This window comes from Acidobacteriota bacterium (assembly GCA_003696075.1).
Classification (GTDB): domain Bacteria; phylum Acidobacteriota; class Polarisedimenticolia; order J045; family J045; genus J045.
This window is the reverse complement of sequence record RFHH01000200.1, coordinates 1-9,137: the sequence shown is the minus strand read 5'-3', so window position 1 is coordinate 9,137 and position 9,137 is coordinate 1. Positions and strand designations below refer to the sequence as shown.

Sequence of the window (9,137 nt, the reverse complement as noted above, 5' to 3'; positions counted from 1 at the left end):
GCCCGTGCCACGCCGAGCGCCAGTGCCGCGAGGCAGACGGCAAAGGCCGCCGGTCCCAGCGCCCCCGCAGCGAAAGCGGCGGAAGATCCGACGGCGACCGGGAGAAGATCGGCCGGCGCGTGGGCGGGGCGGCCGCTCATGGCGTCCCCCCGACCGGTTCGACGCGAGCCAGATAGTCGAGCACCGCCGTTCGATCGGCAGGATCGAGGAGGTCGACGGCGATCTCGTCCGACACGAACCGCGCCGGCCGGCCCGTTCGGAGCGCCTCCTCCAGCGCCCCGGCGGCCCGAGAGACCCGGTCCTCGAAGGCAGGTCCGGACGGACCCGAGCGGTCGAGACGGACGATCAGCTCCGGCGGCGGCGACCCGCGACGGTCGCGCCAGATCACCTGGGGCGAGCGGGCCGTCGCCTTCCAGTCGATCCGGCGGGCATCGTCTCCCGGCCGGTAGGGCCTCGCGTCGAAAGGCTCCTCCCCCGGGCGCCTCCACGCCGCTGCCACGGGCACGAAGCGCCGGTGCCGCGGGAGAACCTCCGGCGCCGCCTCGAGCGGTCGGGGAGCGATCAGGGCGGACGCCTCCCGCAGGGGAACGGCCCTCACGACGCGGCGCGCCAAGCCGAGGGGGAAATCGGTCTGCGCCTCGAGACGCCTCACGGCGAGCCGGCCGCGCGCCGGCGGCGTGACCGAACCGCTCCCGGTGCCCGACCCGCGGGGAGGAACGGGTGGCGTGACGACCGTTCCTCGCGCCCCTCCGGCGTCGACGATCCAGCGGAGCGCCGGCAAGGTCCGCCTGCGCGATCCGTTGTGGATCGTGACCACCACCGGGAGCGGCCGCCCCGCCGTCCCCCGGGACGCGACCCGCAGTTCGACGCGGCTACACCTGAGAAGGTGTCCGGCCGCGAGGAAGCCCACCAACTCCCCCGCCGCCAGCACCGCAAAGATCAGATCGAAGAGGTTGTTGCCGGTGTTGAGCCCGGCGAAGAGAAGGCCGAGCGCCAGAAAGGCTGCCGCGCGTCCGAGAGGCGTGCTGCGCGGCCACGGGGAAACGCGGACACGGCAGGACCGCTCCCGGCGGGAGGCGGCGTCCGGTGCCGCGGACCGGGAGGCGCCGAACAACCGACCGCCCTCAGCGCGGCACCGGCACCGACCGGACCAGCTCCCAAACCGCCGCCTCGGCCTCCTCCCGCGTGTCGAAGCGGTCGGCGGCCGCCGGCACGAGCCGGTGGGCGAGAACGGGGACGGCGAGCGATTGGATGTCGTCCGGGATCACGAAGTCGCGACCCTCGATCAGCGCCAGCGCCTTGGCGGCGCGGACCAGGGCCAGCGATCCGCGCGGTGAGACGCCCACCGCGATCCCCGGGAGCCTCCGGCTGGCCCGGGCCAGGGAAACGATGTAGTCGAGGAGGGAGGTGTCGACCCGGACCCGTTCGGCGGCCCGCTGGATCTCCACCAGCTCTTCGGGCCGGGTGACCGGCTCCACCGCCTCTTCCCGCCGCCGGTGCCGTTCCTCGGCCAGGATCTCGCGCTCCTCCTCCGGGGCCGGGTAGCCGACGCGAGTCCTCACCATGAACCGGTCGAGCTGGGAATCGGGAAGGGGGAACGTTCCGTGGTGCTCGAGCGGATTCTGCGTCGCCACGACGAAAAAGGGATCCGGGAGCGCCCGGGTCACACCGTCCACCGTGACACGCTGTTCGCTCATCGCCTCGAGAAGCGCCGATTGCGTCTTGGGGGTGGCGCGGTTGATCTCGTCGGCGAGGACGACGTTGGCGAAGAGGGGCCCGGCACGGAACTCGAACCGGCGGGTTCGCGGGTCGAGGATGGAAACCCCGACCACGTCGGATGGAAGCAGATCGGAGGTGAACTGAATCCTGGCGAACCGCGCCCCGGTGGCCCGAGCCAGTGCTGCAGCGAGGGTCGTCTTGCCGACACCGGGGACGTCTTCGATCAGAAGGTGGCCCCTCGCCAGCAGAGCCACGAGGGCCAGCCGGACGACCTCCGGTTTGCCCCGCAACACCTCGCCGAGGGTCGATTGGAGTCGTTCGATCGTCCGGAGCGATTCGCCCTGGACGGCGGCCGCGGCCCGCATGCCGGCACCTCCGCTCGCGACGCCGAAGCGCGCCTGCGCCGCCCCGCCCCGGGGCGCCGGGACAGCGTCTCGCGCGTCATGCGGGAATATCGGTCGGGCGACGACCTCCGTCGAGCCGCGCCGGATGGGATCAGTCCGCGTCCCGGGCGAGATTCGAGGACAGCCAGCGGGCCGCCTCGTCGGGCTCGATCCCCTTCCTCGCCGCGTAGTCCTCGAGCTGGTCGCGGCCGATCTCTCCAACGGCGAAGTAGCGGGATTCCGGGTGCGCGAAGTAGTAACCGCAGACGGAGGCCGCCGGGGTCATGGCACAGCTCTCCGTCAACCGGATCCCGGCGCGGCTCTCGGCTTCGAGCAGCCGGAAGAGGGTCCGCTTCTCGCTGTGATCGGGACAGGCGGGGTAGCCGGGCGCGGGACGGATTCCGCGGTAGCCCCCGCGGTGAAGCTCTCCGGGCGCCAGTGTCTCGTGCGGAGCGTACCAGGCCCTCCGGGCATCGGCGTGCAGTTTCTCGGTGAACGCTTCCGCCAGACGGTCTGCCAGCGCCTTGGCCATGATGATCCGGTATTCGTCGTGATCGGCCCGGAACCGTTGGACGAGCTCGTCGAGACCCTCCCCCGCCGTGACCGCGAACAGGCCGATGTGGTCGTCGCCGGCGTCCGCGACGAAATCGGCGAGGCACCACTGGACCGACTCCGGACCCTTGTCGCGCTGCTGCCTCAGGAAATGGAACCTCGCCAGCTTCCGGCCGGGATGCTCCGGATCGAACACGACGACGTCGTCACCATCGGACCGGGCTCGGAAGAAGCCCCACGCGCCCCGGGGGCGGAGCCACTCGCGTGCGGCGATCTCCTCGAGCAGCGCGCGCGCCGCCGCGTGGAGCTCGCGCGCCGTGTCGCCGTAGCGCGGATCGTCCAGGATGGACGGGTAAGTGCCGCGCAGCTCCCAGACGTGAAAGAACGGCGTCCAGTCGATGTACGGGATCAGGGCGGCAACCCCGACGCTTTCCACGGGCCTCGCCCCGAGGAAGGGGGGCGCCGGAGCCGGGCTGCGCTCGAGAGGGGGCCGCCGTTCCCGCGCCGCGGCGAGCGTGAGCAGGGCGGGCCGGGAGGTCCGGCCCCTCTCCTGGAACCGTGCCGCCTGCTCCCGGTTCGCCTCCACCAGTTCGGCCCGCCGGTCGCGGTCCAGGAGGCGGGCGACCACGTCGGCCGCCCGCGAAGCGTCGGGAACGTGAATCGTCGGGCCTCCGTAGGCGGGTGCGATCCGCAGCGCCGTGTGCTTTCGCGACGTCGTCGCGCCGCCGATGAGCAGCGGCACCCTGAGACCCTTCCGCTCCATCTCCTCCGCCACGTGCACCATCTCGTCCAGAGACGGAGTGATCAGACCCGACAACCCGACGACGTCGGCCCGGCTGCGGCGGGCCTCCTCGACGATCCGCTCGGCGGGAACCATCACCCCGAGATCGATCACGTCGAACCCGTTGCAGCCGAGCACGACGCCGACGATGTTCTTGCCGATGTCGTGCACATCGCCTTTCACGGTGGCGAGCAGCACGCGGCCCCTGGCGGCCGGCGGTCCGTCACGGCCCGCCTGGAGGTAGGGCTCGAGGAACGACACCGCCTTCTTCATCACCCGAGCGCTCTTGACCACCTGCGGGAGAAACATCTTCCCGGAGCCGAACAGGTCGCCGACGACGTTCATCCCCTTCATCAGGGGGCCTTCGATGATTTCCAGCGGGCGTTTGTACCGCCGCAGCGCCTCCTCCAGGTCCTGTTCGAGATACGCGGTGATCCCGCCCACCAGCGCGTGTTCGAGCCGCTTTTCCAGCGGTTGGTTCCGCCACGCGTCGTCGGACCGGGCCGTTTTCGCCGTCCGCTGCGCCCTCTGCGCGTATGCGATGAGCCGTTCCGTGGCATCGGGACGCCGGTTGAGAAGCACGTCCTCCACCCTGTCCCGCAGCTCGGGCTCGATCTCCTCGTAGACCGCCAGTTGGCCGGCGTTGACGATGGCCATGTCGAGCCCGGCCCGGACGGCGTGGTAGAGGAAGGCGGCGTGCATCGCTTCGCGCACGGCGTCGTTCCCGCGGAAAGCGAACGAGATGTTGCTCACGCCCCCGCTCGTCTTCACTCCCGGCAAACGCCGCTTGATCTCGCGCACCGCCTCGAGGAACGCGACGGCGTAGTCGTTGTGCTCGTCGATACCCGTCGCCACCGTGAGGATGTTCGGGTCCACGATGACGTCCTCGGGCGGAAACCCGATCTCGTCGATCAGGATCCGGCAGGCACGCTCGGCGATGGCGACTTTCCTCTCCGCCGTCGTCGCTTGCCCCTCTTCGTCGAATGCCATCACGACCACCGCGGCCCCGTGGCGGCGCACGATTCGCGCGCGCCGGCGGAACTCCTCTTCCCCGTCCTTGAGGCTCAGGGAGTTGACCACCGCCTTCCCCGCCAGGCACTTGAGCCCGGCCTCGATCACCGGGAAGCGGGAGCTGTCGATCATCACCGGAACCCGGGCGACCTCGGGGTCGGCCACGAGCAGCCGGAGGAAGGTGGTCATCGCCGCCTCGGCGTCGAGCAATCCCTCGTCCATGTTCACGTCGAGGACGTTCGCTCCGCCCTTCACCTGCTGGCGCGCGACCTCGAGGGCCTTCTCGAACTCGCCGTCGCGAACGAGGCGGGCGAAGCGACGGGAACCGGTGACGTTCGTCCGTTCCCCGATAATCGTGAGATTGCCGCCTGGGTAGATCGTGTAGGCCTCCAGCCCCGACAGCTGCGTGAGTCTTCTCGGCTGCGGCGGACGCCTGGGGGGGACCCCCTCGACGGCGGACCGGATGGCCCGGATGTGCTCGTCGGTCGTGCCGCAGCAGCCGCCGACGACGTTCACCCAGCCTTCCCGGGCGAACTCGGCCAGCTGGTCGGCCATGCGCGACGGTTCGAGATCGTACCCTCCCATCTCGTTGGGCAGTCCGGCGTTGGGGTAGCACAGCAGGGGAAGGGGCGCGAGTCGCGACAACTCCTCGACGTGCGGGGCCAGCTGCTCCGGGCCGAGCGCGCAGTTCAGACCCACCGCCGAGAGCGGCAGGTGCGCGATGCTGACCCACGCGGCCTCGAGGGTCTGGCCGGTGAGGGTCCTCCCGCTCCGGTCCGTGATCGTGAGGGAGGCGGCGAGCGGAACGCGGGGCGTGCCGCCCTCGAACGATTCCTGCGCCGCGTACAGGGCCGCCTTGAGATTGAGGACGTCGAACGCCGTCTCGAAGAGCAGCAGGTCGACCCCGCCCTCGACGAGGCCGTGGATTTGCTCCCGGTAGGCCGCCACGAGAGCGTCGAATTCGATCGCCCGCGCCTCGGGTCGTTCGACGTCGGGCGAGATCGACGCGGTGCGATTGGTCGGACCCACCGATCCGGCGACGAAGCGAGGCCGGGAAGGATCGGCTCGGGTCCACCGCCTCGCGGCCCGGACCGCCAGCTCGGCGGCCGCGCGGTTGATCTCCCGGGCGTGATCGCCGAGCCCGTAGTCCGCGAGAGCGATCGGCGTGGCGTTGAAAGTGTTGGTTTCGATGATGTCGGCACCCGCGGCGAGGTAACGGTCGTGAATCGAGCTCACGAGCTCCGGCTGCGTGAGCACGAGGAGATCGTTGCAGCCGGCGAGCGGGACCGGGTGATCCCTGAAACGGTCGCCGCGAAAATCCTCCTCTCCCAGCCCCTGGGCCTGGAGCATCGTCCCCATCGCCCCGTCGAGGACGAGGATGCGGCGGCTCAGCAGCTCGAACAGGGTGTCGGTCGGGGACATCCGGCCTCCGCAACCCGCCGCGACATCGCGGCCGGAACCGCCCAGAGTCTAGCCGCGAGCGAGCCGCCCGGCCCGGTCGGCCCGCGGAGCCGGCGTCATTCGGTTCGCGCCGCCCCGGCCGGCCCGTCGAGCGTCTCGCAGACCGCACGGCGCACCGCTTCGACCTCCGGACCGGACGGATCGTGGAGCACGCGGTGGCCGCGCCCCAGCGGCCGGAACTCCTCGACGTTGTCGCGCCGGAAGAGGGCCACCACGGGCGTTCCTACGGCCGCCGCCAGGTGCATCGGTCCGGTGTCCGCCGAAACCACGACGTCGCAGCGTTCGAGGAGAGCGGCGAATCTCCGGGGATCGAACGTGCGATCGCAAACGATCCCTTCCGGCAGGCCCCCGCTCGCTTCCCGGAAGCGGCGCTCCTCTTCGGGCCCGACGAAGAGCAGGCAACGAACGTCCGGTCGCCGGCGAAGCAGACCCGCGAGTTCCAGGAAGCGGTCGAATGGCCACCGCTTGTCGCCCCGTGCGCCCACGTTCAAGCCGACGACACGCGTTCCGGCCAGGCCGTAGGCGGCGAAGCGCTCCGCCGCCCAGCGCCGCTCCGATCGGTCGAGGTGGACCCACATCCGCGGGTCCACCCCCTCGACTCCGACGAGGCGCAGCATCCCGAGGAGCCCCTCGATCCGATGGCTCCCCGCGGGGGGAGGCGGAGCCCGGAGCGAGAACAGCGGTGCGTACGGTGTGCCGTCACCTCCAACCGTCAGCGGAGCCGCCGAAAGGCGTACCGCGAGCGCTCCCGTCAGCGACCCCCCGCGCCCACCGTCGATCGCCAGGTCGAACGGCGTGCGCCGCAGCTGCCGCAGATAGCGCACGATCGTCCCGAGCGTTCCGTAGCGCGGGCGGGGAAGCGGCCAGATCTCGTGGACGTCCGGATTGCCCCGCAGGAGCGAAGCGTACCGGTCTCCGCAGAGCACGAAGATCCGGGCACGGGGCCAGCGGCGCGCGAGAGCGTGCAGCGCCGGTGTCACCAGGAGCAGGTTTCCCATCCTGTAGTTGAGGCGGACGACGAGGATGCGCGGATCCTCGGGCAGGTTCTCCGGCGGCACGGCGGGAGGCGCCGCCAGGCACCGGGCGAGCACTCGTCCGAGGCGCCGGCGGGTCCCGCGCGAGATCCGCTTGTGCACGGCCTCGAAGGAAACCATCGGCGCCCCCGCGTCGCCCCGGACGGCGGCCATTCTAACCACCGGTCACCGGGGAAACCTCGGCGCCGCGCCGCCTCATGTCGGAGGGGCCTGCGCCATCCCGAGCGCCGCGGGAGCCTGCGGGCCACCGCGAACCGCCGATCGGACACGACCGAACCGGTGATCGCCGACGAGTACCGGCGCCAGATCGCTCTCACGCCCGCCGCCGATCCCGGCCGGGGCGCCACCGGGGCCGAATGGGCCTCGATTGTCGAGCAGGCGGCGGACAAATTCGGGGCCGCCGACACCCCCGACGGCGCCTGCGGCAAGCAGTCGCTCGCCAGGGCGTCGTGACGCCCGGTGCGCGGTTACGAGTCCGCCTTTCCGGAAACGGCCGCGCTGCCGCAGCCCGCCGAACTCGTCGTCCGCATCGACGTGATCGAACATGTGGAGCCGGATCGCCCGGAGGCGGTCCTCGACGATCTCGCCCGGGTGATCGGGCGCGCCGCCCTCGTGGTCGCCTCGACGCGCCCCGCCGTGCCCCGATTCCCCGACGGCCGCTAGGCGCACCTCCTCGTCCGGCCCGGGGCAAGGTGCGCGGAGCGCTTCGGGCGCCGCTTCGAGCTGTTCCTGTTCGGGACCACGCGTCCGGGAGAGGTCATGTTCGTCACGGCGCCCTGCGCGGCGGAAAGGCCGGCTCTCCGCGTGCTCGTCGGGAGCGAACCGCGTCGCTTCGCGTCCGAGCGCGTGCTTCTCCATTCGATCGTGGCCCACACCGCCTCCCCGGTGGACGCCGTGGAGATGCGTCACGACCTCGGGCCTCCCTGGGACGGCTGGGAGATGGGGCGCCAACCTGGGGCACCGGAACCCCGGTGCAGGGCGACCCCCGGGGGGCGTGGTTCACCCACTTCGAGAACTTCCGCTGGGTCGTCCCCGCATAGTGCGGCCTTTCGGACCGCGCCCGCTGTCTCGATGCCGACGGCCTCGTCCTGGGCGACCTCGCCGGACTCGCCGGCGAGCGGCCCCCGGCGCGAGTGCTCCTCCCCACACCCAGCGTCCCCCCGGTGACCGTCTTCGACTGCTCCGCCTTCCGGATCCTCGCCGGCTGGCGGAGCGTCGAAGAGACGAAGCGGATCGGCTGGCCGATCCGACGCTACCTCGAGCGCCCCGCACTCGTGGGGGCGGTGGGACCGTTGCCGGAGCGGTGGTCCTGCCGGGACGGCGATGGCGACACCCGGAGCGCTCGCGGCCCGTCCACTTCGCGAGGATGGAAACGCAACCGTGGCCCCCCTACCCGGATCCGTTCACCGATCGCCTTCACCCGAGGCCGCAGGTTGAGGAGCTGTGGTGACGCCGGGCGGAACGCTCCCGCGCCGCGGGCCCGGCAGCCGCCCCCGCGTGAACCTTTCCTGCCGCTCCTTCCGCACCCGCTCCCGGAGGGGCCGGCAGTTTCGGTGCAGCGGTCCCCGTCGTCGCTCGCACCCCGCGCCCGCTTCTGCGAACCGGCCGGCCCTCGTCGTACCGCGCTCCCGTCGAGGGAGGTGCCGGCAGCCGACCGGCCGAGGAGAAACGAGCCGGACCGGCCCTCGCGGCCAGGAGAAGACCGGACCCGAGCCTCGCTGGGAGCACCCTCGGCGGTGCGAATCGGCGCCGGACCGCACGAAGATCGAGGCTTCCCCCGAAATCGCCCCGCCGCGACCGACCCGCAGCCGCAACTCCCTGCTCCTCAACCGGTTGGACGGCGTTCCGCACCACGGGAGAGGCTCCTCGCGGGGCTCGGGACACGCACCCTCGATGGCGCGATTTCCGCTGCAAGTCGTTGTGGCTTCGGAGGTTCCGGCCGAACTCACCGCTCGAGGAGTGAGGGAGCGCGAAAGCTACGGGTTGTCATGGAATTGGGCGGCGGCGCGCACCGTCGCGGAAGCACCCCCCATGCCTCGTGAAGTGCATCCCCAACGGTGCGTTCTTCCGCCGAAGTCGTTGGAAGTGCGGAGGTTCGCGCTCTCGAACGGATCGACGCCAGAGCATCGGGACGAAGTGGCCGCATATCAACGGCATGCGCAGGGTTACCCACCTTCGAGGGAGCACCTACCATGC

Annotated in this window: 5 protein-coding genes; 1 reads left to right on the top strand and 4 read right to left on the bottom strand. The window is 71.5% G+C overall.

What is annotated here, in order from left to right:
• Nucleotides 1–136 precede the first annotated feature (136 nt).
• The 4 genes from D6718_12975 to D6718_12960 all read right to left on the bottom strand — a co-directional run bounded on the left by D6718_12975 (nucleotide 137) and on the right by D6718_12960 (nucleotide 7,094).
• The gene (locus D6718_12975) at nucleotides 137–1,114 is read right to left on the bottom strand and encodes a DUF58 domain-containing protein (protein ID RMG43112.1); all 978 of its coding nucleotides are present in this window, start codon (nucleotides 1,112–1,114) and stop codon (nucleotides 137–139) included.
• Between the two features lie 10 nt (nucleotides 1,115–1,124).
• Complete coding sequence (locus D6718_12970; GenBank protein RMG43111.1) at nucleotides 1,125–2,084, bottom strand: MoxR family ATPase; 960 nt, start codon at nucleotides 2,082–2,084, stop codon at nucleotides 1,125–1,127.
• Nucleotides 2,085–2,214: 130 nt separating this feature from the next.
• Entirely contained in the window at nucleotides 2,215–5,868 is a 3,654-nt protein-coding gene (locus D6718_12965; GenBank protein ID RMG43110.1) for a methionine synthase, read from the bottom strand.
• A 95-nt stretch (nucleotides 5,869–5,963) separates the two neighbouring features.
• On the bottom strand, nucleotides 5,964–7,094 hold the full coding sequence (locus tag D6718_12960) for a lipopolysaccharide heptosyltransferase family protein (protein ID RMG43109.1): 1,131 nt from the start codon (nucleotides 7,092–7,094) through the stop codon (nucleotides 5,964–5,966).
• A gap of 306 nt (nucleotides 7,095–7,400) precedes the next feature.
• Here D6718_12960 and D6718_12955 point away from each other — a divergent pair, with 306 nt between their 5' ends.
• Nucleotides 7,401–7,604 (top strand): hypothetical protein, encoded by a 204-nt coding sequence (locus D6718_12955; GenBank protein RMG43108.1) that lies wholly within the window; start codon nucleotides 7,401–7,403, stop codon nucleotides 7,602–7,604.
• Nucleotides 7,605–9,137 lie beyond the last annotated feature (1,533 nt).